Raw genomic sequence first — 25,851 nt, 5'->3', positions numbered from 1 at the left:
CATAGGCATGAGTTCGGTATTGACCCGGGCTCATGCCTTTAGTGGTTAAGGGGTCAGACCCCAAGTTCTCCGTTTACAAATCTATTAAAAAAAGATAAGATTATCGTTGGCATTATAATCATTATAATATAAAAATAGTTACATAGATTTTATAAATAAGAAGGAGAGAATGGATTGAAAAAGTTTTACATAGTATTTTTAATCGCTTTAGCGCTGGTTATATCAGCATGTTCAAATAATTCCGCAACAAAAAGCGATTCTAAGAAGGAAAAACACTTAACTGTTTTATTTAGCTTCCCTTCGCCAACATTAGATCCAGTGAACGATTGGACAACATCTCTTGCTGGAATAACGGAAACATTGGTTAAATTGGATGAAAAGTTGGAGATGAAACCATGGCTTGCAACAAGCTGGAAACAAGTAGATGACACAACCTGGACATTTGATATACGCGAAGAAGCAACATTTCATAATGGGGATAAGTTAACAGCGGAAGCCGTTAAACAATCATTAGAACTAGCTGTCAAAAATAGTCCGAAACTTGAAAATTCATTAAAAATAAAAGAAATAAGTGCTGATGGTCAAGTACTAACAATTAACACGAAAGAGCCGTTTCCATCGCTGCCATCAGAACTTATTAATCCTAGTACGTCGATTATAGATGTAAAAGCATATAATGAAATGGGTGCAGCAAAATTCAACAAATCCCCTGTAGGTACTGGGCCATTTGCCGTAGAGCACTTTAAGCCAGATGTTGAAGTTGAATTAAAGCCTTTTAAAGAATATTGGGATGGTGCTTCGCCGCTTCATAGCGTCACATTTAGATTTAATGCAGATGGCAATGTTCGTACGATGGCACTTCAGTCCATGGATGCGGATATCGTGTATGACCTTCCTACTGAAAGCTTATCAACGATTCCAAAAAATGAGATTAATATTGAATCGATTGAAAGTCTACGATCTGACTATATCTTATACAATATTCATAAACCAGTTTTTCAAGATGTAAATGTTCGAAAAGCGTTTGATTTACTGATTAATCGTCAAGAAGCAGCTGATAAGATTATGAATGGCCATGCGACACCTACAAGCAGCCCATTTTCTTCTAATCTGCCTTTTGCAAGTGAGAAAACAGTTGTAAAACAAGATCTGCAAAAAGCAAAAGCGTTGTTAGAAGAAACAGGATATAAAATGAATGCAAACAATCAGCTTGAAAAAGATGGGAAACCGTTGGCGGTAAAAATGATGACGTATCAGAGCCGTCCGCAGTTGCCATTAATTTCTCAGCTTCTACAATCAGAAGCAGCAAAAGTAGGCATTAAAATCGATATTCAAACAGCAGATAATATTGATACTTATCTATTTGAAAAGTCAGATTGGGATTTAGCATCCTATAGTAATTTAACGGCTCCGCGCGGAGATGCAGGATACTTTTTAAATATCGCTTATTTGCCAGATGGCGCATTAAATCCTGGCGGAGTTGACATTCCATTATTAAACGATACGATTTCAGCGCTTAATCATACGAGCGACCAAAATAAACGCAATGAGATGACGAAAAAAGCTGTATCCATCATTGAAAAAGAAGTTCCGCAATCCTTTGTAATTCATCCACATATTATTATTGGAATCAATAAAAAGGTGGAACATTTTAAACCTGGACAAGCTGAGTTTTATTTATTGACAAATAAAGTGGATGTAAAGTAAAAATGATGCATTTTATCATATCAAGACTTCTGCAAATGGTCGTTGTCTTAGTGGTTTTATCCATCGTGACATTTTCTTTAATGAAGTTGGCGCCGGGGGATCCAGTTCGATCGATTTTAAAAGTGGATGAGGTCGTTTCGACTTCAGAAGAGCAGGAAAAGCTACGGGATGAATTAGGTTTTAACGATCCTGTGTGGAAACAGTATTTTACGTGGCTAGGCAATGTCGCAAAATTAGACTTTGGCAAATCCTATATTTCAAATGAGTCCGTTGTATATGAACTTTCATCACGATTTGGTCCAACTATTTCTCTTGCTGTTAGCGGTCTTGTATTTACGCTTCTATTTGCGTTTATATTGGGTGGACTTGCTGCACTGAATCATCAGCGCTTTTTTGATCATCTTGCAAGAGTCATTGCCTTTGTTAGTGCTTCTATTCCAAACTTTGTCGTTGCATTGCTGCTCATCTATATCTTTTCCATGAAGCTGCGCATTTTGCCTGCGATGGGAAATGGAAGTGTCCTTCACTTCCTTCTCCCATCCTTAACACTGGGGATTGGAATGTCAGCTGTGTATGCTCGCTTGCTGCGAGCTAGTTTACTAGACAGTTTTCGACAAGAATATATACGCGGAGCTCATGCTCGAGGAATACCGCCTATTCGTATTTTCTTTTGCTACGCACTTCCTCCTGCATTGTTGCCTGTGTTAACGATGTTTGGAATGAGTTTTGGCTTGCTCCTTGGCGGAACAGTTGTGGTAGAGACGATTTTTTCATGGCCGGGGTTAGGCCAATTTATTGTGGATTCGATTATGAATAGAGATTATCCTGTAATTCAAGGGTTTATTTTACTTACAGGCTTTTTCGTTATGTCTATTAATTTATGCGTCGATCTTCTTTACTCTATCGTAGATCCAAAGATTCGATTAGCAGGGAGGTCAAAAAAATGAAAAAAATGTGGCGTGATCCTCTTGCAATTTTCGGATGCAGCATGCTTGTATTTTTACTCCTTATCCTATTAATAGGTCCATTGATTGTGCAAAATAATCCACTGGAGATTAATATGAGCAATCGATTTCAACCTCCAAGTACAGACTATCCACTCGGAACAGATCATCTTGGCAGATGTACGTTCTCCCGTTTAATGGAAGGAGCAAAGGCAACATTGCAAATCACGTTTCTTGTTGTGTTAACAGCAATCGTAATTGGTGCAGCGATCGGGTTATTTTCAAGCTACCTTGGTGGTAAGTGGGACGCTTTTTTTATGCGAATCGCAGATGGATTTATGACGATTCCAGACTTTTTAATTGCTATTGCCCTTACTGGATTCTTAGGTCCTAGTCTAACTAATATCGCGATTGCCATTGTTTGCTCCAAGTGGTTTACTTATGCTCGGATTACACGGAGTATTGTGATTGCCGAAAAAGAAAAAAACTATATACAGTCTGCCATCACTGCTGGGAGCTCAAGCTTCGCCATTATAACTCGTCATTTAGTTAGACACGTCGTTCCAACGATTGCAGTTATTGCTTCACTTGATATCGGAAAGATTATATTAATGATTTCAGCTTTATCTTTCCTAGGTTTAGGTGCACAGCCTCCTATGCCGGAATGGGGAGCAATGCTGAATGAAAGCCGTGCCTATTTCCAACTTCATCCTGAATTAATGTTTTACCCTGGCGTCATGATCGCCATTACGGTTTTAAGCTTTAATTTGATTGGTGATAGTCTCCGAGATTCATTAGATGTAAAGGAGTAGAAACGATGGTTTCCTGTTTTGGTTCCAGACCCAATGTCATCAAGCTAAGCTTCAAAAAAAAAGGAAAATGAGCAACTGAATAGGAAGTAAGGTTTTCCGTTCTGTTCTCCGAGGCTTACCGCTCGCTTTCCACGGGGCGAGCGCCGAGCCTCCTCGTCGCTTTGCTCCTGTGGGGTCTCGTCTTTCTCGCTAATCCCGTAGGAGTCGAGCGGACACCTCTCCAAACAAATGAGGTATTTCTTTTAAATAAAGGGTATCTAATTCCATGATATTCCATAGTTTTCAATCTATAGAATCTTAAGTTGATGACATTGGTGCCAGACCCCCAGTGAATTGGGGGTCTGGCACCAATGTCAGGAAATATAGGTAAAAGAAATTCTTGCTTCGGAATTAATGATAATTTGACCTTCCTTTTCTTCGATACCAATTCTATATGTATACGGATTTCCTAGAATCGTTATATCTGCAAATGATTGCACGTCAGGGTCATTTGGAATGTGGGTTTTGTAATAAAGATAAGTACGCGTACCAGCGTGAAAACGACGTCGTATTTTTGTATGTTTTTCTTCACAAAACACAGCTTCATGTAAATTCTGACTAGTAAGCTCATTGCCGATCAACGATTTTAGCCTTTCCAAAATATCTGCTTTTTTTATCATAAATAACAATCCTTTCCGTTCACTGCATTTCCATTTTAAAGTGGATTCTCCATTGAATTTTTCATTGATTCCACTATACTTCATCTTTCTTTTGAATGAAAGGGAAACTTGGGGTCAGACCCCTAGTTAAGACCCCTTTAGTCTGCTAATATACTAAAAAATTCATTGACATAAACTTTTACTTCGTGATAGATTAAATGAGGTTATTCACTACTCTAATATAGTATCGTGATAAAGTGTTTGTAGGAATTTGTATGTTTTTATTCTAGTTTGTATGTTTAAAGGCAATCTATTTATATTCTTAAGACGATGAGTAGGTACGTGAATGCAATATTTTTTATACTAACAAAATTTAATACAACTAAAGGTGGTTTACTTTCAGATGAAACGTTTGGCAATGATTGTTCTATGCATCACAGCATTATTTGCAATTCTTACTGGATGCTCGAAATCTACAAGTGATAAAAAAGACAATACATTAGTAATTGGTATCGACGATAAATTCGCCCCAATGGGATTTAGAGATGAAAATAATAAAATTGTTGGCTTCGACATAGACTATGCGAAAGCGGCAGCTGAAAAAATGGGCGTAAAAGTAAAGTTTCAGCCTATCGATTGGAAAACGAAAGAATCAGAACTAAGCAGTGGTCGAATTGACCTTATTTGGAATGGCTATACGATTACAGATGATCGCAAAAAGAAAGTTTTGTTCACGAAACCATATTTGAAAAATGCGCAAGTTGTTGTAACACTAGCAGATTCTAAACTTGCTAAACTAGATGATTTAAAAGGAAAAGTAGTTGGTCTACAATCTCTGTCTTCTGCAGCAGATGCTTTGGACGCAAATCCAATTAAATCGAAAATCAAAGAAGTTACGGAGTTTTCGGATAATGTAATGGCATTAAATGATCTAAAATCCGGCCGTTTGGATGCAGTAGTAATTGATGAGGTTGTTATTAATTATTATATGACGAAAGAAAAAGGTAGTTTTAAAGTTCTCAATGAATCACTTGCTCCAGAAGAATATGGAGTTGGCGTGAAAAAAGGGAATGAAGAGCTGCTAGAGAAACTGCAAAAAGCACTTGATGAGATGAACACGGACGGCTCTGCTGCTAAAATCTCGGAAAAATGGTTTGGACAAGAAAAAGTTTTAAAATAATGGTTGTTTTCTAAAAGTTTGTTGTTTTTGAATAAAATTAATAAACATGGTTGAAGTACTGAGCAGCCTGAATACACGAAGACTCCTGCGGGAAAAGCGAGAAAGACGAGACCCCACAGGAGCATAGCGACGAGGAGGCTCGGCACTCGCCCGCGGAAAGCGAAGTGTATTCAGGCTGCGGGTTAAATAACAACAATACTATACGAAAAGAGCCAAAATAATAAAACGATTGAATAAATATAGGGCAAAACAGGGTTCCTAGAGGAGTCCTGTTTTGCTTGTTGGGAGGGATTTTTTCCATGTCTTTAGAATACTTAATCTCAATACTAAAGCCCATGTTGGAAGGGGCACAGGCAACGATTCTTTTATTTCTAATAGCTATTGTCGTGTCGATTCCTTTAGGATTCGTGTTGACACTTGCTGTAAGAAGCAGCATTAAGCCTTTATCCTGGCTTGCGAATGCATATATTTACGTGATGCGCGGCACACCTCTGTTGCTGCAACTATTATTTATCTGCTTTGGACTGCCAATGATTCCTGTAATTGGTGAATATATGGTATTAGATCGTTTTGTCGCTGCTTCTTTAGGATTTATTTTAAATTATGCCGCTTATTTTGCGGAAATTTTTCGTGGCGGTCTTTTGGCAATCGATAAAGGACAATATGAAGCTTCTCAAGTGCTCGGTTTAAATAAATGGCAGACGACAACGCGTGTTGTCATGCCGCAAATGTTTCGAATAGCACTTCCTGCTGTCGCAAACGAATCAGTGACGTTGGTGAAGGATACCGCATTGCTTTATGCTGTTGCTGTTCCAGAAATATTGCATTTTGCACAGACAGCAGTAAACCGTGACTTTACAATCGCACCATTTTTTGTTGCTGGGATCATTTATCTAATCATGACGCTTTTATTAACGATACTGTTTAAATGGGTTGAACGAAGATTTAAATTTGAATAAAAAGGGTGTGATGAATATGGCTATTATGGAAATATCCAATCTTAAAAAATCATACGGCAACTTGGATGTATTAAAGCAAATAACGTTTGATGTAAATAAAAACGATGTAGTGGCAGTAATTGGTCCTTCCGGCTCCGGAAAAAGCACGATGCTCCGCAGTCTTGTTCACTTAGAACAAATACAAGGAGGAAGCATCCGGGTTTGCGGAGACGATCTAGTGAAAGAGGGAGTATACTCCAAACCACAGGAAATTAAACAGATTACCTCAAAAATGGGGATGGTCTTTCAGCATTTTAATCTTTTTCCACATCTTACAGTCAAACAAAATTTAGAGCTTGCACCTAAAATGGCGAAGAAAGAATCATCCGCTCAAATTCAGGCTAGAAGCAAAGAGCTGTTGGAGAAGGTTGGGCTGACGGAAAGAGCAAACGCATACCCAGCAAATCTTTCCGGCGGACAAAAGCAGCGAGTAGCAATTGCTCGTGCTCTTATGATGAATCCAGAAATTATGCTGTTTGATGAACCGACATCTGCTTTAGATCCAGAATTGACCGGGGAAGTACTAAAGGTGATGAAAGACTTAGCTGAAGAGCATATGACCATGATTGTCGTAACACATGAGATGGGATTTGCCAGAGAAGTGGCGAACAAGGTTATCTTCATGGACAAAGGAGAAATTGTTGAATCTGGTCATCCAGCTGATTTGTTCACCAATCCTCAGTTTGAACGGACAAAAGCTTTTTTAAGGCAAAATTGATTCGAAATGATAAGAGTCTAAATGGTTCAGATTAGAATGTCAGCTTGATCTGAACCATTTAGACAGGATGTTTAAGCAGAAATTCCTTATTTCCACTTGTGACATAAAGTTAATCTTCTCCATGCCATTTAAAGAAAAAAGAATATAATAGATGTTAGCATTTCTTTTTTATGTTACATTGAAAGCAATAGGGTTTGTTTAGGCATGAATTCTTTTATATTCGAATAAAATGTAAGGGTTTTCTTTATGGAGGGGGATATATGTTTTTTTCATTGCGCAATCGAATATTTATTATTTTTACCTTATTATTAACGATCCCTTTTCTTATCCTATCTATCATGATTCCAACAAGATTTACTAATATTATGGAGGAACAGACAAAAAATAACACGATAGAAAAGATGGATCAGTATTCTTTGTATATTGATTCTATTACTGCACAAGTAGAGGATTTAGGGAAACAAGTGCTTGTCAACCAAGCAACTCGAGATTGGATCAATGCAGACAGTGATGTATCTAATACTGAACAAGTATTGTTAAAGAATCAATTGAAAATGCAATTATCCTCTATGATGGTTAATAATTCCAACTCTGTTTCTATTTCTGTTTTTCTGAATGATGGAACAGGAACTTGGGGAAATAATCGTCAACTTAACAAGGCAGAGTGGTTTCAAAATTTTAAGGAAAAGGATCAAAAATGGATAAAAGCACATATGGATCCCTACCAGCTGTCGCAAGAAATGAAAGAAAGCCATGTAATCAGCTACCTTCTTCCTTTATTTAATATTTCCACATTAGAAGCGGTTGGGGTTATTAAAGTAAACTTTCCTTCTAAAGGAGTGGAAAATGCATTAACGAAAATTAAAGTGGGAGAAAGAGGACGTGTCTATATAGTAGATCAAAATGGAAGCAATGTTTTGCCGGGGAAAATCAAAACACCGCCAAAAGTTCTTTCACATAGTTTAGAAAAAATGTCAGCGTATCCTAAAGGGAAAGGGTTAATCGAAACATCATATGAAGGAGAAGACTATCTTGTTTTTTATCAGAAATTAAGTGTAGGAAATTGGGTCCTTATCAGTGAAGTGACAAAATCAGAGCTGTTTGCAAAAATAGTTCACCTGCAGCGGAATTTATTCATCATATGTGCATTGATTTTTATTGCGACCATCCTAGCTTCCTATCTGCAGGCTTCTACAATTGTTAAGCCGCTTGAAATGCTCCGGGAAGCAATGGGATATATAGAACATGGCGATTTTATTGGGGCCAAGCGATTTTTGAAAACGATTAAACCATATAAGCATGAAGTGGGCTACGCCATCAATATTTTTGGTCACACTGTTGATAGGTTAAACCATTTGATTGAGACAGAGTATGAAGCAAACTTGCGAAGGAAAAATGCAGAATATAAAGCATTATTATTGCAGATCAATCCGCATTTTATGAATAATACCCTTGAGATAATGGGAGGATTGGCAGCTCAGGGGAAAAATAAAGAAGTTGTAAATGTAAGCGTTTACTTAGGGCGGATGATGAGATATTCCCTTGATACAAGCAATGATATCGTAACACTTAAGGAGGAAATTGGGTATATCCGCAATTTCACTGAAATATTAAAACTAAGATACGAAGATACGATTGAGATAAAAATAGAAGAAGATCCCTCGGCAAATGATCTGCCAATAATAAAATTTATTATTCAGCCACTTGTGGAAAATGCTGTTAAATATAGTTTTCAAGGAAATAAGGCACCTGAAATCTTGATAAAGTCTGAACGGATAAAAGATACGCTTTTTCTTCAAGTACAAGATAACGGAGTTGGGATAGCAAATGACGTATATAAAGATCTTATGTTTACAGAACAAAATAATGAAACACGTAATATATTAAATAGCAGTGGCAATAGCATTGGTTTAAAAAATGTCCTTGGGAGATTAAAAATTTATTATGGAGATCATTTTACGTATGATATACAAACTGAACATAATGAAGGAACTGCAATCATATTATGCATTCATTTACCTGGGGGGATGCAATCGTGAAAAAGGTGCTCATCATTGATGATGAAGTCCAAATTCGAAAAGGATTACGGATGAAAGTAAACTGGGTTGATCTTGGATTAGAAATTTTAGGTGAAGCTTCAAATGGCTTGGAGGCATTATCTTTGTTGGAAAGGCAGTCTGTCGATATTGTTGTTACAGACGTAAAAATGCCGGTTATGGATGGTATTGAGTTTGTTAAACATTGTCATCAAAACTATCCAACAGTGAAAATAATCGTTTTATCTGGATATAACGAGTTCGAATATGCTAGATCAGCAATGCGAGAAGGAGTAAAACATTATTTATTAAAACCAGTTGCCCCAAACGAATTAGCAGATGCTTTGGAAAAAGTACGAACCGAATTAGATGAAGAGTTTACTCAGAGAAAAGAAGCGGAAAAAATCATCAAAAAAGCAGCTGTACAAAAGGAAGCAGAACAAGAACAGTTTCTGCTGCAGCTTGTAAAAGAAGACTGGATAGAACGATCTCTTCCCTTTGAAACGATTAAACAATTAAATCTAGAACATTTTCAGTTAGATAAGGGGTTATTTCAATTTATCTCGGTGGAAATAAGGGACTCCAATAAAAATCCCCATAAAGCGAAAGAGCTTTGGATGCCTTTTCGCATGCTTTGCCGAGAAATTGCCAAAGAGCACAAGCAAACGTATTCCTTTTATGATCCACAATACAGGAATATGATTCATTTTGTTCATTTAATGAAGGAAGACAGCGAAAATAGCCAAAAAAGTATAGTGAGGAAAATTACTCATTATGTAAACACCTATATGAAACTTGAAGTAGTTATCGGGGTTGGGAAAGCAGTTTCCCACTATAAAAATATGAAAAATGGATATAGATCCAGCTTGCTTTCTTGGAGTCAAAGCGACATAGGACTGCATTCCCAAATCATAGATGAAACCGTTCATAAAGAAATGTTTAAGTTTACTCCAGATTTAGAAAAAAAGATTATCAATAGCATGGAAAGCAATAAAAGGAAAGTTTTTGAAGAACAGGTTTCCACCATTTTGGGTAAAAGTCAAACCCATTCTATTTTGTCTTACTTTTATGTCTCTAATCGATTGTTGTTTTTATTGAGTTCTTATGTGGACAAATATGGGTTTGAAAAAAAACTAATCAAACAATTTATATGGAATTGTCAGCAAAGTATATGGGAGCTTAATTCGCAAAATAGAGTAAAAGATACGTTGATACAATTAGGAAATGCTATGATGGACCAAATTCATAAAACGCGGGTAAGTGTTGGTGTTGCCATTGTAGATGATGTTCGATTTTATTTAGAGGAACATTACGGTGAAGAGATTAGTCTTACCATGCTTTCTGAACAGTTTCATATTAATAGTGCCTATTTATCGGAATTGTTCAAAATGCATATTGGGGAAAACTTTAGTGATTATTTACTTCATTTACGAATGACAAAAGCGATTGATTTGTTGCAAGATGATCAACTAAAAATAATTGATGTTGCGCAATTAGTTGGTTTCTCTAATTCTGGTTATTTCAGCACAGTATTTAAAAAGTACTTTGGTCAAACGCCAGCAGATTTTCGTAAATCAGCAATATAAAGATTAAAGTGCAAGGTTGTTTTCGAATAGAATGTTGCTTTTAAACTCGCAGCCTGAATACACTTCGTCCGTTTAGCGAGCGTCGAGCCTCCTCGTCGCATACGCTCCTGTGGGGTCTCGTCTTTCTCGCATTCCCACAGGAGTCTACGTGTATTCATTCTGCTGAGTACTTCTTCTCTCATTTTTTTACGTAAAAAATAACAAACTTTGAGAAAACAGCCAAGTGCAGAAGGGAGATGGGGATAGAAGATGAGAAAAATGTTATTCTTAATGATCTTATTCCTAATCTTTATTCTTTTAATTGGAGTATATGCATTAACTTTTGCTGCTCCTTTTTTCAATCAAAAGCAAATAGGAGACGACAGAAAAGAGCATACCAAAAAAATAGAGTTAACATTTTGGAGAAATTATGGAACAAAAGCGGAAAATAATGCTTTTAAGGAACTAGTGTCCTCTTTTGAGTCTACTCACCCAACTATTCGCATCAAGTTGGTGTCGATACCATTTGGAGATTATGAAATGAGATTGCGAACAGAGCTGGTTGCAGGTAATGCGCCGCCGGATATTATGTCAATAGACAGCCCGAATTTAGCACTATATGCAGACTCCGGACTGCTATTGCCGTTGGATCCATACATGAAAACAGAAGGAGATATGAAGGATATACCAAGGTCTACACTAAATGGGGTTACGTATAATGATAAGATTTATTTAGCGCCTATTGTAGAATCTGGCATTGCCTTATTTTATAATAAAAAAATATTTAGGGAGGCAGGAATACCTTTTCCATCAGAAGATCCATATAAGCCATTAACATGGCTGCAAGTTTTAGAATTAGCGAAAAGACTAACAAACCCTTCAAAACAAGTGTACGGTATAGATCCTGCTCAGGGCTTTAGTGATGGGGAAGGGCCGGCCTATTTTAAAATGCCTTTATTATGGCAATTCGGCGGGGATGTTTTAAATAAAGAAGGAACTACAGCTGCTGGATTTTTAAATTCTGATGAATCAATAGAAGCACTGCAATTTTATCAAGACCTTTATCATAAATATCATGTTGCTTCCATTGAGCTGCCTGAAAATCCATTTGTAACAGGGCATTTGGCCATGACTGTTTTAGGTTCTTGGACTTTAAGGGATTATGAAATAAATCATCCAGAATTTCAATTAGGAGAGGATTTTGGCATTGCTCCATTGCCAAAAGCAATCCATCAAGTTGTCCCTAATGGAGGCTGGGCAGTTGGGATTTCCGCAAAGTCGAACCATCCAAAAGAAGCGTGGGAATTTGTTCAATATATTTCGAGCTATGAAGGCATAAAAAAATATGTACGAGAAACAGGAGATATACCAGCCAGATATTCAGTTGCAGAAGAGCTGACAGAACTACAAACATATCCGAAAAATATATTTGTAGCACAAGCACAATTCTTTTCGAAAAATCGTCCAATTACACCTGCATATCCAGTTGTCAGCGATGAAATAAGAAAGCTATTCGAAGAGGTTGGAATTAGTAATCAGAATGTAAAAAAGGCAGCAGATCAAGCGGTTGAGAGAATAAATAGGCGACTGAAAGAAAAGGAACACGAAGCGGTAAATAGGTGAATGTTTTTTGTTGAAAGAAAATGCAAAACTTAAAGTCAGAAACATCATGCGATCCTGTAAAAGTAGTGAGTCATCATTATTTTTACAAGATGGTAGATGGCTTCTGGCTTTTTCTTTTGGCTACCCTGAAAAGGAAGTTCCGCAGCGTGAATACACTACGCTTTCCGCGGGCGAGCGCCGAGCCGCTTCGTCGCTACGCTCCTGCAGGGTCTCGTCTGTCTCGCTTTCCCGCAGGAGTCTTCGTGTATTCACGCTGCTCTGCGCTATAAATGTGGAGACTGCTTCTTTCCATGTGCCATGGTGCAAATTTTGTTGCATGGGTGTCTACCCTGAAAATAATCTCTGATAAAAGGGGTTTTCCGAAGCTTATCACTCACTTTCCGCGGACGAACTGGCATGCCTCCTCGCTCGTACCTCACTGCAAGGTCTTTCCAGCCCGTTTTTTCGCTGGTGTCTCGCAAATTTCTTTCCAAAATCAACATTATCGTTTAACAGAGCCACTATTTTAAAATAAGGATGTGTTCAAATTCTATTGTTGATTTTGGGTACTAGGTTGATTGGAGCGGAAGGCGTGAGACTCCTGCGGGATAAGCGAGTCAAAGGGAGACCCCACAGGAGCAAAGCGACGAGGAGGCTCCCGGACCGCCCGCGGAAAGCGAACGCCTGAAGCGGAAATCAACAGAGTCTTTTTTTATCCGAAAATTTTAAACAAACGAAACCAAATATATTGAAATCTTCTAATATTGGAATTTGTTATATTTAAAGCAGAAAGAAACTTGCTAGCAGTTTATCAAAAATAGTCTAATTATATGATGATACACAAGCATTTTTTATTAAAGTAAATTGTAATCGCTTACAAAATACCAACTGTGTAGCATATTGGAAATTGGCCATTCCAATTTATCATAGGACTATTAAAAAATCATTTCTAATTTGAAGATAGGAGGGAGAGGCAGTTGGATCCATTAATAGAGATTCCAAAAGAAGAAACAGCTACTCAATCAAAAACGATTAAAAAATTCAAAAAGAACTTGGCGTATATAAGAAATAATTATTTTCTATATCTGCTGATTGCGCCAGCCGTAATCTTAACGATCGTATTTAAGTATATTCCAATGTATGGAGCAATAATTGCATTTAAAGATTTTAGTCCAATAAAAGGGATAACAGGAAGCGAGTGGGTCGGTTTAAAGCATTTTGTGAAATTTTTATCCTCCCCAAACTTTGAAACCATTTTTATGAGTACACTGAAACTAAGTTTATTTGGGCTTATTCTTAGTTTTCCTATTCCAATTATTCTAGCATTAATGATCAACCAAGTACGTAGAGCTTCTATTAAGAAGAACTTGCAGCTTGTATTGTATGCCCCAAACTTTATTTCGGTAGTAGTTATTGTCGGAATGCTGTTTATCTTTTTATCGCCAACAGGACCAATTAACAGCTTAATCAGCTATTTTACAGGAAAGCCGCTCATGTTTATGGCAGAGCCGGAATATTTCCGATCCATCTATATTCTTTCTGGAATATGGCAGACAGCAGGATGGTCTTCCATCATTTATGTAGCAGCACTGGCGAATGTAGATCCTGAACTTCATCATGCAGCGACTATTGACGGAGCAAGCTTGCTGCAGCGTATTATTCATATCGATTTGCCCGCGCTTAAGCCGCTGATGGCAGTACTATTTATCCTAGGTGCAGGAAGCATTATGGCAATTGGTTTTGAAAAAGCCTATTTAATGCAAACATCGATGAACATCCCAACATCGGAAATTATTCCTACCTATGTATATAAAATCGGGCTGCAGGCAGGAGATTATTCTTTCTCATCTGCTGTAGGATTATTCAACTCTGTTATTAACGTCATCTTGCTTATAATCGTGAATGCTATTGTAAAAAGACTAAATGAAGGAGAAGGATTGTATTAAGGAGGAAAAAAAGATGCATATAAAGCATACTGGATTTGATCGATTTATTATTACCTTAAACAGCATCCTATTATGTTTAGCTGTACTCGTTGTACTTGTTCCATTAGTTTATGTGACGATCGCTTCGTTTATGGATCCCACTGTCTTGCTCAATAAAGGACTTTCCATAAAGCCTTCTGATTGGAGCTTAGAAGGATACAAATTAATCTTGTCAAACGATGCGATGATCCGGGGGTTTTTTAACGCCATTCTCTATTCGGTTGGATTTGCAGTTGTAACGGTGGTTGTTTCGATCTTTGCTGCATATCCATTATCCATCGATGGTTTTGTCGGCAAAGGATTTTTCATGACCATGTTCATCATCACGATGTTTTTTAGCGGCGGGCTAGTTCCAACGTATTTAATTGTAAAAGATTTAGGAATGCTCAATACAATCTGGGCAATTATTATTCCTGGAGCAGTGAATGTGTGGAATATTATTCTCGCAAAAACTTATTTCAAAGGACTTCCATATGAGCTGCATGAAGCTGCGAAAGTGGACGGTGCCAATGATTTGCTGATTTTCTTTAAAATTGTTCTGCCTCTTTCCAAACCAATTATATTCGTATTAGCGTTGTATGCTTTTGTCGCACAATGGAATTCTTACTTTGATGCAATGATTTATTTAGAAGATCCGAATCTACAGCCGCTGCAGCTTGTATTGCGGTCCATATTAATTCAAAACCAAGCAGATCCTGGCATGATTAGCGATCAATTAGCGATGGCAGAATTGAAAAGGCTTTCAGAGATGATTAAATATGCAGCAATTGTTATTTCCAGCTTACCATTAATAGTTATGTATCCATTCTTCCAGAAATATTTTGAAAAAGGAGTAATGGTAGGTTCTTTAAAATAAATGATATTTACTAATAGCTTATTGGATTTTTATGAAATTCAAAGCAGCTATCAATTAAATAAAAAGGCTGTTTCCTCAAAGTTTGTTGTTTTTATATAAAACTTAGCAGCCTGCATACACGTAGACTCCTGTGGGAATGCGAGAAAGACGAGACCCCGCAGGAGCGTATGCGACGAGGAGGCTCGACGCTCGCTAAACGGACGAAGTGTATGCAGGCTGCGGTTTAAAAGCGAATAGCCAATAAAAAAAGATGGGAGATCACTATTTATGAAAAAATTTAATAAAGTGATGCTGACTGCATTTGCATCAGTATTGTTAACAGCAGGATGTTCAGATAAAAATGAAAGCGCTTCAAATGACTATAAACTATCAAATGTCGAATTTCCGTTAAAAGAAGAAGTAACATTGAACTTTATGACACAAAGTTCTCCATTAGCTCCAAAAGATCCTAATGATAAATTAATTTTTAAAAGATTAGAAGAACAAACAGGAGTCCATATTAATTGGAAAAACTATACAAATGAGTCGTTTGTAGAAAAAAGAAATATTGCGATCGCCAGTGGAGATCTACCTGATGCCATATTTGATGCTGGATACGGAGACTATGATTTATTAAAATTGGCAAAAGACGGGGTTATTGTTCCTGTTGAAGATTTAATTGAAGATCATATGCCGAATTTGAAAAAAGTATTAGAGGAAGCACCAGAATATAAAGCAATGCTGACAGCTCCTGATGGCCATATTTATTCCTTCCCGTGGATTGAGGAACTCGGCACAGGAAAAGAAGCGATTCAAGCAGTTGACTGCTTCCCTTGGATTAACAAAGAGTGGCTCGATAAATTAGGGCTGAAAATGCCAAAAACAACCGAAGAGTTAAAAACAGTATTAAAAGCATTTAAAACACAAGATCCAAATGGAAACGGCAAAGCAGACGAAATTCCAATGTCCTTTAGAATCAATGGCGGCGGTGAAGATTTAGCATTCTTATTTGGATCATTTGGATTAGGGGACAACTGGGATCATACGGTTGTCACAAATGATGGAAAAGTTGTCTATACACCAGCAGAGGAAGGATACAACGAAGCAATCAAATTCTTTAATGAGCTATACAAGGAAGGATTAATTGATGTAGAGGCATTCGACCAAGACTGGAATACGTATCTTGCAAAAGGAAAAGACAACCGCTACGGCCTTTACTTTACTTGGGATAAAGCGAACATTACAGGCATGAATGATAAATACGATTTAATGGGTCCGCTAAAAGGTCCAGATGGACAAATAAACGTAGCAAGAACAAATGGAGTGGGCTTTGACCGCGGAAGAATGGTCATTACTTCTGAGAATAAAAACTTGGAGCTAACAGCTAAATGGATCGACCAATTATATGATCCACTTCAATCAGTACAGAACAACTGGGGAACATATGGTGATGATAAACAGCAAAATATTTTTGAATTGGATAAAGAAGCAGGCATGTTAAAGCACTTGCCATTGGAAGGAACTGCACCAGTTGAATTAAGACAAAAAACTAGTGTGAACGGTCCGTTGGCAATCCTAGATGAATATTACGGAAAAGTAACAACAAAACCAGATGATGCTGCATGGAGATTAGATTTAATGAAAAAAGTGATGGTTCCATATATGAAAGCAGATAATAATTATCCGAAAGTATTCTTCTCATTACAAGAATTAGATAAGCTTACTTCTATTGAAACAGATTTAAGTGCATTTGTTAATAGAAAACGTGCTGAATGGATTACAAATGGCAAAGTAGAAGAAGAGTGGAATGATTATTTAAAAGAGTTGGACCGTCTTGGTTTACAAGAATGGTTAAAAATTAAACAGGGTGGATACGATCGATTTCATGCTCAATAAGTAAAAGGAGAGAGCTGTATAAAGTGTGCAGCTCTCTGGTTATGGAGATTAAATATATCTTTAGGCTATGTTAAAGCTCATTGTTAATTTTGGCACGATGTTGATCTTCGTTCCAGGCGTGAGACTCCTGCGGGAAAAGCGAGTCAGAGGGAGACCCCACAGGCGCACAGCGCCGAGGAGGCTCCCGAACCGCCCGCGGAAGGCGAACGCCTGAAGCGGAAATCAACAGGCAAGTTTAACAGAGCCTATCTTTAAAAAAGGAGTGTGTTTATCATGTTAAAAGGATATACAGAAAAATTCCGACCTCAATTTCATTATTCCCCAAAAGAGTGGTGGCTGAATGACCCAAATGGACTCGTTTATTTTAAGGGAGAGTATCATTTGTTTTATCAACACCATCCGGCAGGTAGGAAATGGGGGCCAATGCACTGGGGGCACGCTGTAAGCAAAGATTTAATCCAGTGGGAGGAGCTTCCGATCGCCCTTTATCCCGATGAATATGGAGCGATATTTTCAGGAAGTGCAGTAGTGGATTGGCATAATACAACCGGTTTTTTTCCAGATGAACCAGGGCTTGTAGCAATTTATACAAACCATAGCATGTATCCGGGTTCAGACCGCCCTTTCCAAAGACAAAGCATTGCATATAGCAAGGATAAAGGGAGAACATGGGAAAAGTATGTAGGAAATCCTGTATTAACAGATGAAAGCATTACCGACTTCCGCGACCCTAAAGTATTTTGGCATGATGAAACAAAGAAGTGGGTGATGATTTTAGCAACAGATCAGACTGTTACCTTCTATACGTCACCTAATTTAAAAGAGTGGGAGTATGCAAGTGAGTTTGGAAAATCAGCCGGCGCACATTTTGCTTTTTGGGAATGCCCTGATCTTTTTAAGTTATCAGTGGATGGAGATCCAGCAAAAGAAAAATGGGTGATGATTGTCAGTATTGGCGATAATCCAAATGAAAAAGAAGGGTCGAGAACTCAATATTTTATTGGCAGTTTTGATGGAAAAACATTTAAAAATGATCATGCAGATGAAACGATTCTTTGGTTGGATTACGGCAGAGATAACTATGCAGGCGTCAGCTGGTCAGACATACCGAGCAGCGATGGAAGAAGAATTTATATAGGATGGATGAATAATTGGCGCTATGCTAACTATTTGCCAACAGAAAAATGGAGAGGCGTCATGACACTGCCTAGAGAGCTGCAGCTAGTTTCAACAGAAGAAGGAATTCGCCTTATACAGAAACCAGTGGCAGAGATTCAAAAGATAAAAAAAGAAAGAAGTTATGTTGTGAAAGATGCTCTGATTTCATCGAAGCCGCTTCCTATTGATTTAAATCATTCATTACTAGAATTAAATATAGAATTTGAAAGTATTAATTCTAGTAAATTTGGAATAGAGCTTTATTATAATGAGCAGGAAAAAACAATTATTTATTATGATACGCATAAAAATATATTGTTTGTAGATCGAACAGAATCGGGAGAAAGTGATTTTTCAGATTCATTTTCCACTGTTCAAGAAGCCCCATTAAAAAATAAACATAATCGAGTAAAACTTCAATTATTTATAGATATATCGTCAATAGAGGTATTTGCCAACGATGGTGAAGCTGCCATTACAAGTTTAGTGTACCCAAAGAATGAGATAAAAAAAGCTATCTTGTTCTCTGTAAACGGAGAGACAAAAGTACCTTATTTAGAATGTATGGAGTTGGATTCTATATGGAAATAAGTGTGATTTTTATTTGGAATTAGTGCCTGTCCCCAATGTCATCAACTTAAGATTCTATAAATTGTAAACTCTATTTATGGGACACCCTTTATGTAAAAGAAATACCCAATTTGTTTGGAGAGGCGTCCGCTCGACTCCTACGGGATTAGCGAGAAAGACGAGACCCCACAGGAGCAAAGCGACGAGGAGGCTCGGCGCTCGCCCCGTGGAAAGCGAGCGGTAAGCCTCGGAGAACAGAACCGAAACCCTTACTTCCTAATCAGATACGTATTTTCCAGTTTTTTGAAACTTAGCTTGATGACATTGTGCTTGCCCTCAACTGAATAGAAAATGGTAATATTATTTTCCTTGAATAAGCATGTTTCCATTTATGAAAAAGTATGCTGTAATAAGGGATAGAACAATATTTTTATCCTGTTCTAAGTAGTGAGAGAATTGAGGGATTTGTGGTTGAAAAAGTTTAAGAAGTTTTACTTAGAGATTACTAGTGTATGTAATCTCGCATGCAGCTTCTGTCCACCGACAGAACGACAGAAGCAATTTATTTCTGTAGAGGATTTTTCTAAGAGATTAGACCAAATTAAACCGCATACAGACTACATTTATTTACATGTTAAAGGGGAGCCGCTGCTCCATCCTAAAATAGACCAATTGTTAGACTTAAGTCATGAAAAAGGGTTTAAAGTTAATATTACAACAAATGGAACATTAATTAATAAAAAGAAGGAAAAAATATTAAATAAACCTGCAATAAGACAGATGAACTTTTCTCTTCACAGCTTTGATGGCCATGCCGGCTCTACTGATAAGGAAGGATATGTGAGGAGTATACTTTCTTTTATTAAAGAAGCAACGAGTCAATCAGATATGATTGTTTCGCTGAGACTATGGAATCTCACGCAAGACAATGCGACGAATCTGGAAAGACAACGAAACAGACAATTGTTGGAAATTATTGAAAAAGAATTTGATTTAGACTATAAAATTGAAGAAAAAGTCACACCAGGAAGCGGCATAAAAATTGCAGACCGCATCTTCATTAATCAAGATTACGAGTTTCAATGGCCAGCGCTGCATGAAGAAGAGGATGACGGGAAAGGCTTCTGTTATGGCCTTCGAAATCAAGCAGGTATACTAGCAAACGGAACAGTTATCCCTTGCTGCTTAGATGGAGAGGGAGTCATCAACCTTGGAAATATTAATGATGCCTCATTTTCTGATATTATCGAAGGGGATAGAGCAAAAAACCTTGTAGATGGATTTTCACGAAGAGTGGCAGTAGAAGAACTATGCAGGAAATGCGGATATCGCAAAAGATTTGGAAAATAGACAGGATTGAGTAGTTAGATAGATTTATTTCAACCGATACGATTCAAAACAAAAGCGATGAGAAACCACTCTCATCGCTTTTGTTTATTTCACGGAGGCTTAAATGAAAAAACACATTCCTTGCTTTTGGTAGAAGATCAAGGAGAGAGAGAAAGATGGCTAAAGTGAATGCTTGTCATCAGTCGAAGTTTGTTTTATTTTGTCGGTTATTTCCCGAGAAATCAAAGACTAGTTATCAGCTATTTCACTACTTTTATTAAATGTTATCATTTTCTAAAATAATATTACAATTTTCGACTACAATTGATCATTCTCTATTTAGCCTAATTTAATGTTCTTATTTTGAATTTCAGTGGAAGGTGCATTATTTCGATGGAAAACAAAAAAAAAATCCCACCCTATAAGGATCTATATAAAAGCAACTGTATAAATCCTTTGTTTTCTATTAATTCCTTTTTAAGGGAAAAATATTTTTTTGGTGCCCTATTTCAATTATTAAACAATAAATAAGAGGTTGATATTCTAGAGTAACAGCTAGTAGAGCATAAAGTCCTTTAGTGCTCATGCTCTATATTTTTTCTATGAGTATTCATTTATTGAGTTAATTTAATCGTTTCTTTTTCTATAGAAAAAGGAACAGAATATGAGATGAAGTCAATATCTACGCTGTTTTATTCATCATTCAAGGATGGTAGAAAATATGTTTTTCCAATTTTGAGAGCGTGTTCAAAGAATCATAGGAGTTTTTTCCGATTGTTCCAATTTATTAGAATTGTTACTTTGAAGATGAGCAAAAGAGAACCGGTTCCATTTGGGTAAAGATCATTAGAGTGGGGGAATATAAAAAATCAATTTTGTGTTATCGATCTAGATTTATGAGCTTGCTCGTTTTTAAATCAAAATAGAGAGGGGAAAATTTATGAAACTAAAAAAGAAGAAATTAAAGAAAAAGTATACCGCTATGGCACTTGCTGCTTCAGTAGTTGCAAGTGGAACGATTACACCTCTAATTCCTAAAGCAGCGGCTGCAGAGTGGGTACATGAACCCGGAGCCCAAATGTGGGAAGGGAAGATGGTTGATGAGAACGGCAATGTGCAATTTGTGCATCCGGAAAGACCGCTAGATAAAAGCAATCTGCAAAAGCCAATGACGGTGCAAGGAATGGAAAAGCTTAATAATGGAGTTAAACTGAATTTGGGACAACAGGACGCTTATATCCGCTTGTTATCTCCTGATATGTCTAAAGTATCCATTTTAAATAAAGGCGATAAAGAATTTAACTCTGTGAGCATCGCCAAAACCAAATGGGACACTCCAAAGTTCCGAATCAAAGAAGACAACCAAAAGATTCTTTTGGTTTCAGAGAGCTTAACCGTTGATATTCAGAAGAGTCCGTTTGCGGTCAAATATTTGGACAAATCCGGAAATGTGATTAATGAAGATGGTAATCAAGGTGTTGGCTACGAAAACGGAAAGCCATACATATTTAAGAAAACGGATAAGGATGAAGCTTTCTACGGCTTCGGTCAGAAATTGGACGGATTAAACCATCGAGGCCAGGACATTCGAGTGTTTAACCGAGAAAATGATCAGACTCCAACATCACAATATACGTTTTCATCCTTTCCGTTTTTTATTGGTTTAAAAGGAGATAAAGCGTACGGAATGTTCTTCGATAATACATATCGTTCCTATTATAATATGGCAAAAGAAAGCGACGATTACTATTACTTCTGGGCTGATGGTGGAAAACTGACATATTATTTCATTAATGGACCAGAGATCAAAGACGTTGTAGACCGTTATACTGATTTAACAGGAAAGATGCAAATGCCTCCAGAATGGGCGATGGGTTTCCATCAATCGGCTTGGGGCTATCATCAAAAAGACGTGGAGCAAGTAGCTAAAATGTATCGAGAAAAGAATATTCCAATCGATGGTGTAATGCTTGATATCGAATGGATGGACGACTATAAAGACTTTATGTGGGGCTCCAAATTCCCTGATCCAGATGGAATGCATAAACGATTGCACGATTCAGGCTTCCATTCTACAGCAATCATCGATCCGGCTATTCGTGTTCCTGATCCTGGCCAACCGGAATACTTCTATTACACCGATGGAACGCAGAAAGATCTTTGGGTTAAAAATGCTGATGGCACGGACTATTTGGGTAAAGTTTGGCCTTGGGGAGTACCATCGAAATCCGTATTCCCGAATTTCTTGCAGCAGAAAACCCGCGATTGGTGGGCTCAGCAGCACTCAACGATGTTTGATAGAGGTGTAGACGGCATTTGGAATGATATGAATGAACCGGCTAATTTTAGTACGAAAGACTATTGGTCTTTACCGTTAGATACTGTTTTTGAAACAGACGAAGGCGTAAGAATGACGCATGAAGAAGCTCATAACATTTATGCGCATACTGAGGCACAAGCTACAGATGAGGCATTCAACACCTTAAAGCCAAACACTCGTCCGTTTATTTTGACACGTGCCTCATTTGCGGGATCCCAGCGTTACGCAACAGCTACATGGACTGGTGATAACTGGAGCAGATGGGAATTCTTAAGAGCATCGATTTTCCAAGACATGAATGTCGGTTTGGCAGGTTTCCCAATGGTCGGAAACGATATTGGCGGATTTGCGAAAAATCCTTATATAGGAGCTGTCCCTACACCAGAATTGTTTGCACGCTGGGTTGAGGTAGGTGCTTTTTATCCATTCTCTCGCGACCACTACAATAATGATGGAAAAAGTCCTATGGAGACAGACGCTAATCATAGTTTAGCTTGGCAAAGACAAGAGCCATGGCAGTTTGGCAAAGAAGTAGAGGACATCAGCCGTAAATACATTAATATGCGTTATGAATTGATGCCTTACCTGTATAACGCGTTCCAACGTGCACATGAAGAGGCAAGTCCAATTATGCAGCCGCTTGTATACCAATTCCAAGAGGATGCAAAAACACATAATATCCAAGATCAATTTTTGTTCGGCGATTCGCTTATGATGGCACCGATTGTCTATCAAGGTGCAACGTCCCGTGACTTATACTTGCCAGCAGGCGTAAAATGGGTAGACTATTGGACAGGCGAGGAGTTTGAAGGCGGACAAACAATTAAAAAAGAAGCCGATCTTGCAACTCTTCCAATCTACGTGAAGAAAGACTCGATTATTCCGCGCCGCGAAGTTCAGCAGCACACTGGTGAAAAACCGCTTACGAACTTGACGCTCGACACGTATCTAGAAAATGAAGCAATGTACAGCTTCTATGAAGACGATGCCAACACAGAGGATTACACAAGAGGCGAATACAATGTGACAAAATTTGAAGTAGAAAAGAAACGCAACAAGATTACATTCAAACAAAAACAAGAAGTAAAGAACTACAAAGATTCTAAAATTGAGCAGTATACATTGAAATTAAATAATGCAGAAAAACCTTCAAAAATTAAAGCTGGCCGCAATAAGTATCAAGAAGTCGGTTCATTAGCTGACACGCAAGGAAAAACAAATACCTACTTCTATGATGCAAACACAAAAGTACTTTATGTAAGCATCCCAGCTGATGAGAAAAAAGAAGTTCAAATTCGTTAATTTACAATCAGCATAGGTTGAAGAGGGGACTAATGAAATATTAGTTCCTTCTTCATTTGAAGCTGTAAATTAATCTGAAGAAAAGAGTTTAACAACAATAATGTAATTATACAATTAGGAGTGTTTTATAGATGAAAAAATGGTTGGCAACCCTTGGATTAGCAGCTGGAGTTCTTTCTCTTTCAGCGTGTAGCGCTAGCAACTCAGATACGATCGTTCAATCAAAGGCAGGTAACATAACGGAAGAGGAATTTTACAACGAATTAAAGGATAAGGCTGGTTCCCAAGTTTTGAAACAAATGGTTAGCATGATGCTTCTTGAAGAAAAATATAAAGTGACAGATCAAGAAATTAAAGACAAAATAGCAGATTTTAAAAAACAATCCGGAGGTGAGGAGGTCTTTAAACAGCAACTCAAGCAAAATGGGTTCAAGGATGAAAAGGAATTGAAAAAGTATGTGAAACAAGAATTGTTGGCAGAAAAAGCAGCAATAGACGGGGTGAAAATTTCCGAAAATGATGTAAAAAAAGAATTCGAGAACAAGTATAAAGAGGAAATAAAAGCAAGTCATATTCTTGTCGCAGACGAAAAAACTGCGAAGGAAGTAAAGGTAAAGCTTGATAAAGGAGAAGACTTTGCCAGTCTTGCAAACGGCTATTCCATCGATACAGGTACGAAAGCGAATGGCGGCGACCTTGGCTACTTTGTCAAAGGAAAAATGGTCCCTGAATTTGATGCCGCTGCATTTTCACTTAAAATCAACCAAATCAGTGGCCCAATAAAAACACAATATGGTTATCATATTATTAAAGTAACAGATAAGAAAACAAACAAATTAGAAGACAAAAAAGCGGAAATTGAAAAGGAACTAAAATTAGCAAAAGCACAGCCGCTTGATGCAACTATTTCAAAGCTTCAAAAAGAAGCAGACGTTACAATTGAAGATAAAGAGTTAGAAGATGTATTGAAGTAACTACTTTAAGTATGCTTATGTAAATAGGTTTAAATGACGAAATAGTCAATGTGTTTTGATTTTCATCGAAATACATTGGCTGTTTTTTTTGGCATGTTGAGGGAACCACTGATGCTACTGAGGATTTTATTGTTATTGATGAAATTCATTCTTTTATTAAATGGTAAAGGAATGTGATTAGCCTAATGATTTTCCTGAAAATACAACGGCAAAAAACGGTTTGAACCATTTGAAGATATGCGGTTGCTAACAAGAGAATATAAAGCGATTATCTTTTGCAACAGCAGAGGAGCTGTCGAAGAAACAACAGTTCACCAAGACTTTTATACAGAAATGGGGTCTGACCCCAGGTAAGTCTAAATACTAGTACGGATCCTCTATGTGCGTTACGTCCTTCTACTCGGTTACATATTTATTTAAGTCTTCGATAAGATTATTAGGCAATGTGTAAAGGGTATTTGTGTCTTTATCATTCATAATCGAGCCAGAATCAGAATTTAGCCATAATGAATATGTAAAAATCTCGTTATCTTCAAATGCGATGGTGAGAAGATAGTCAGGTGCGGCAACATTGACAATGCCGCTAACTTTTTTCGCTTTATTAATCGCATTAACAAATGTTTGTAGTTCGACTTTATCTTCTTGTTTATAAGATATTTGTGATAATTTAGTATCGTTCGTATCTTCACCAATTTTTGTAATAGTAGCACTTTCAATCACTTTTCCATCTAATTTAGTACTGTCGTTATTGCATCCGATTAACGACAGTATTAACAGTGTGGTTATGATGAATAAACTGAATTTCCGTATGAATGATAACAATTTAATTTGCCTCCTTATTCATTAACTTCTAGTATTTATTTTGAAACGGGAATTCTAAACAGCCTTCGTAAATCGGCACTTCGGAAACCCACTGCATCCAGTAAATGCCCCATTTTTTCCTTTTCTTACTATTAATTGACTTCCACAGCGAGGGCAAATATTCCTTTTTACCTTTTGTTTATTTCATCCTTTACCATATTTGTGGTTCTATTGTAACAAATAATATTGATAATTTTACCTTTAGTTAGTTAAAATTTACTGTAAAATGGTGTGGGTTTTAAGTAATTACCCTAGTCATCCTGCCAAAAATAGTTAATAATAGAACTAACAGCAAACGTTAAGGAATGATCAAAATGATAGTCTACGAAGCTACGAAATCAGAATTTTTGGGAGGTTTGTTTCATGATGAATAAGTAAATAATATATGCACGAACTATCAAAGCAGCAAAAACTAGCAGAT

19 protein-coding genes are annotated in these 25,851 nt (G+C 37.3%); 16 read left to right on the top strand and 3 right to left on the bottom strand.

Translation table 11 applies throughout. From position 1 onward, the window contains the following. Window positions 1-174 precede the first annotated feature (174 nt). From nikA to nikC, 3 genes are read left to right on the top strand one after another with little or no spacing between them, the layout of a single operon-like run. Entirely contained in the window at window positions 175-1,707 is a 1,533-nt protein-coding gene (gene nikA / locus ACTXGU_RS09775) for a nickel ABC transporter substrate-binding protein (RefSeq protein WP_443481319.1), read from the top strand. Window positions 1,708-1,709: 2 nt separating this feature from the next. Beyond that, window positions 1,710-2,654 (top strand): nickel ABC transporter permease, encoded by a 945-nt coding sequence (nikB, locus tag ACTXGU_RS09770; RefSeq protein WP_443481318.1) that lies wholly within the window; start codon window positions 1,710-1,712, stop codon window positions 2,652-2,654. Beyond that, a complete protein-coding gene (gene nikC, locus ACTXGU_RS09765; RefSeq protein WP_443481317.1) occupies window positions 2,651-3,463 on the top strand; it encodes a nickel transporter permease in 813 nt (270 codons plus the stop codon). The genes nikB and nikC overlap by 4 nt, the downstream gene beginning before the upstream one ends. A gap of 353 nt (window positions 3,464-3,816) precedes the next feature. Here nikC and ACTXGU_RS09760 read toward each other — a convergent pair whose 3' ends face one another. Beyond that, the gene (locus ACTXGU_RS09760; protein ID WP_443481316.1) at window positions 3,817-4,122 is read right to left on the bottom strand and encodes a hypothetical protein; all 306 of its coding nucleotides are present in this window, start codon (window positions 4,120-4,122) and stop codon (window positions 3,817-3,819) included. Between the two features lie 382 nt (window positions 4,123-4,504). Between ACTXGU_RS09760 and ACTXGU_RS09755 the strand changes: the two genes are divergently transcribed. The 13 genes from ACTXGU_RS09755 (at window position 4,505) to ACTXGU_RS09695 (ending at window position 24,569) form a co-directional block, all read left to right on the top strand. After that, window positions 4,505-5,281, top strand: a complete 777-nt coding sequence (locus ACTXGU_RS09755; protein WP_443481315.1) for an amino acid ABC transporter substrate-binding protein — start codon at window positions 4,505-4,507, stop codon at window positions 5,279-5,281. 299 nt (window positions 5,282-5,580) lie between these two features. Beyond that, window positions 5,581-6,240 carry an amino acid ABC transporter permease gene (locus ACTXGU_RS09750; protein ID WP_443481314.1) on the top strand — a complete coding sequence of 220 codons (660 nt, stop codon included), beginning with the start codon at window positions 5,581-5,583 and terminating at the stop codon, window positions 6,238-6,240. Between the two features lie 16 nt (window positions 6,241-6,256). Continuing rightward, window positions 6,257-6,997 (top strand): amino acid ABC transporter ATP-binding protein, encoded by a 741-nt coding sequence (locus ACTXGU_RS09745; RefSeq protein WP_443481313.1) that lies wholly within the window; start codon window positions 6,257-6,259, stop codon window positions 6,995-6,997. Window positions 6,998-7,257: 260 nt separating this feature from the next. Beyond that, a complete protein-coding gene (locus tag ACTXGU_RS09740; protein ID WP_443481312.1) occupies window positions 7,258-9,036 on the top strand; it encodes a cache domain-containing sensor histidine kinase in 1,779 nt (592 codons plus the stop codon). Further along, window positions 9,033-10,619, top strand: a complete 1,587-nt coding sequence (locus ACTXGU_RS09735; RefSeq protein WP_443481311.1) for a response regulator transcription factor — start codon at window positions 9,033-9,035, stop codon at window positions 10,617-10,619. The genes ACTXGU_RS09740 and ACTXGU_RS09735 overlap by 4 nt, the downstream gene beginning before the upstream one ends. 249 nt (window positions 10,620-10,868) lie before the next feature. Next, window positions 10,869-12,221, top strand: coding sequence for an ABC transporter substrate-binding protein (locus ACTXGU_RS09730; RefSeq protein WP_443481310.1), 1,353 nt, complete (start codon window positions 10,869-10,871; stop codon window positions 12,219-12,221). A gap of 1,010 nt (window positions 12,222-13,231) precedes the next feature. Then, complete coding sequence (locus tag ACTXGU_RS09725; RefSeq protein ID WP_443481347.1) at window positions 13,232-14,146, top strand: ABC transporter permease; 915 nt, start codon at window positions 13,232-13,234, stop codon at window positions 14,144-14,146. Window positions 14,147-14,159: 13 nt separating this feature from the next. Continuing rightward, on the top strand, window positions 14,160-15,041 hold the full coding sequence (locus ACTXGU_RS09720) for a carbohydrate ABC transporter permease (protein WP_443481309.1): 882 nt from the start codon (window positions 14,160-14,162) through the stop codon (window positions 15,039-15,041). Between the two features lie 267 nt (window positions 15,042-15,308). Beyond that, window positions 15,309-16,916: an ABC transporter substrate-binding protein gene (locus ACTXGU_RS09715; RefSeq protein WP_443481308.1), complete on the top strand. Its 1,608-nt coding sequence runs from the start codon at window positions 15,309-15,311 to the stop codon at window positions 16,914-16,916. A 273-nt stretch (window positions 16,917-17,189) separates the two neighbouring features. Beyond that, window positions 17,190-18,665, top strand: coding sequence for a glycoside hydrolase family 32 protein (locus tag ACTXGU_RS09710; RefSeq protein WP_443481307.1), 1,476 nt, complete (start codon window positions 17,190-17,192; stop codon window positions 18,663-18,665). A gap of 450 nt (window positions 18,666-19,115) precedes the next feature. Next, on the top strand, window positions 19,116-19,994 hold the full coding sequence (locus tag ACTXGU_RS09705; protein WP_443481306.1) for a radical SAM/SPASM domain-containing protein: 879 nt from the start codon (window positions 19,116-19,118) through the stop codon (window positions 19,992-19,994). A 919-nt stretch (window positions 19,995-20,913) separates the two neighbouring features. Beyond that, the gene (locus tag ACTXGU_RS09700; protein WP_443481305.1) at window positions 20,914-23,595 is read left to right on the top strand and encodes a glycoside hydrolase family 31 protein; all 2,682 of its coding nucleotides are present in this window, start codon (window positions 20,914-20,916) and stop codon (window positions 23,593-23,595) included. Window positions 23,596-23,726: 131 nt separating this feature from the next. After that, window positions 23,727-24,569 (top strand): peptidylprolyl isomerase, encoded by an 843-nt coding sequence (locus ACTXGU_RS09695; RefSeq protein ID WP_443481304.1) that lies wholly within the window; start codon window positions 23,727-23,729, stop codon window positions 24,567-24,569. Window positions 24,570-24,965: 396 nt separating this feature from the next. Here the strand turns inward: ACTXGU_RS09695 and ACTXGU_RS09690 are convergent, their stop codons facing one another. Both ACTXGU_RS09690 and ACTXGU_RS09685 read right to left on the bottom strand, forming a co-directional pair. Then, on the bottom strand, window positions 24,966-25,391 hold the full coding sequence (locus ACTXGU_RS09690) for a hypothetical protein (RefSeq protein WP_443481303.1): 426 nt from the start codon (window positions 25,389-25,391) through the stop codon (window positions 24,966-24,968). Window positions 25,392-25,445: 54 nt separating this feature from the next. Then, window positions 25,446-25,550 carry a topoisomerase DNA-binding C4 zinc finger domain-containing protein gene (locus tag ACTXGU_RS09685; protein ID WP_443481346.1) on the bottom strand — a complete coding sequence of 35 codons (105 nt, stop codon included), beginning with the start codon at window positions 25,548-25,550 and terminating at the stop codon, window positions 25,446-25,448. Between the last annotated feature and the right edge of the window lie 301 nt (window positions 25,551-25,851).

The organism is Niallia sp. 01092, from assembly GCF_052318935.1.
GTDB lineage: Bacteria > Bacillota > Bacilli > Bacillales > Cytobacillaceae > Niallia.
The sequence above is the reverse complement of the archived record's forward strand: the minus strand, read 5'-3'. Positions and strand labels throughout refer to the sequence as shown.